1 protein-coding gene is annotated in these 1235 nt (G+C 40.9%); it reads right to left on the bottom strand.

The genetic code is table 11. The annotated features are described in order from the left end of the window. Positions 1 to 90: 90 nt before the first annotated feature. Entirely contained in the window at positions 91 to 942 is an 852-nt protein-coding gene (locus DW917_RS16890; RefSeq protein ID WP_118120544.1) for an Rpn family recombination-promoting nuclease/putative transposase, read from the bottom strand. Positions 943 to 1235: the final 293 nt, after the last annotated feature.

Raw genomic sequence — 1235 nt, 5'->3', positions numbered from 1 at the left:
AATTAAAAGGGGTGCGTCACAGACTTATGACACACCCTCTTATTTGTTATGGTATCCAGCATAAAAGAAAAACGTTAGTTTTCGCTTTTATCAGTAGCTCAGATTTTGAACCATATCCAAAGGTAGCTGGGTCGCTTTGGCTACCTGTTCTGTTGGAAGTCCCATAGCCAGCAAACGTTGAGCTGTTTCTATGTTAGCTTCTATTCTACCTTCCCTTTTCGCCGTATCAATGGAGTTCTTGATATCCCGGTATGCCATCTTGCTTGCTTCATACTCCCTCATTTCCTGAGGTGTAAACTTGGCTATTTCTGCTTCCTCGAAGAGTCGGTCGAAAACTTTATCACACAGTTCCTTCGGACGCTGTGTAAGCTTATAGAGGTTTTTCAGCGCATATAGCCATTTATCATACAAGGTTTCCAACTCATCTAAAGTCTTGTCGAACTTAGCAATCTCTACATAGATAAACTCCAGCTTATCGTAGAAAATCTTATGGGTAGCGGTATCGCACAACTGTACATGGTGACGGATTTCCTCCTTGTCGAAGGCGTCCTCGTTCATGTTGAAGTTGAGCAGCGCAACTGTATAGACATGGTTGAGTTGGAAATCCCATTCACTCCCCTTTGGTGCCTGCTCGCGAATCGGGAAAGTGGAGTAGAAGAGAGAGCGGTCCTTGAAATAGGTCTGGTAGGCATTCTGCATTTCTACGATAAACTTCTCGCCGTTTTCTCCTTCGCAATACACGTCAAAGATAGCCTTGCGGTCTGTATAGACATCTCCCACGTGCTCTGGATTCAGATACGATACATCCTTAACAACCTGTCTGCCATTAAACAAGCTGTTGAGGAAGCAAATCAGCAAATCCTTGTTCATTGCCGTTCCAAAAATGCGCTTGAAGCCGAAATCGGTCAGCAAGCTGATATATCGTTCTTCTACCTGTTTCATACGATATTCAATTTAAATTATATGTAAATATAGTGACTGCGAGTGTAATGAAAGCATGCTTTCTGATTGCCGAGCGCCGCCTATATCCTGCAAAGTTAAGACATTTATTTCTATTAATCAAGAAAATCTTGGATTTTTTCTTTATCTCCCTATAACTTTTCAAGAAACTGGAAAATTTGTAGTATCATAGATTGTAAATATCAATTTAAAAAATTATTTTTGCAATATCTTTCCTTTATCCCACACAACTCGTCACATCAGAATACTGAGATACGGCGAAGGCATTCTTCTTC

This window comes from Prevotella sp. AM42-24 (genome assembly GCF_003461825.1).
Classification (GTDB): domain Bacteria; phylum Bacteroidota; class Bacteroidia; order Bacteroidales; family Bacteroidaceae; genus Prevotella; species Prevotella hominis.
Note: the sequence above shows the minus strand (reverse complement) of the source record. Positions and strands in the feature narration are given on the sequence as shown.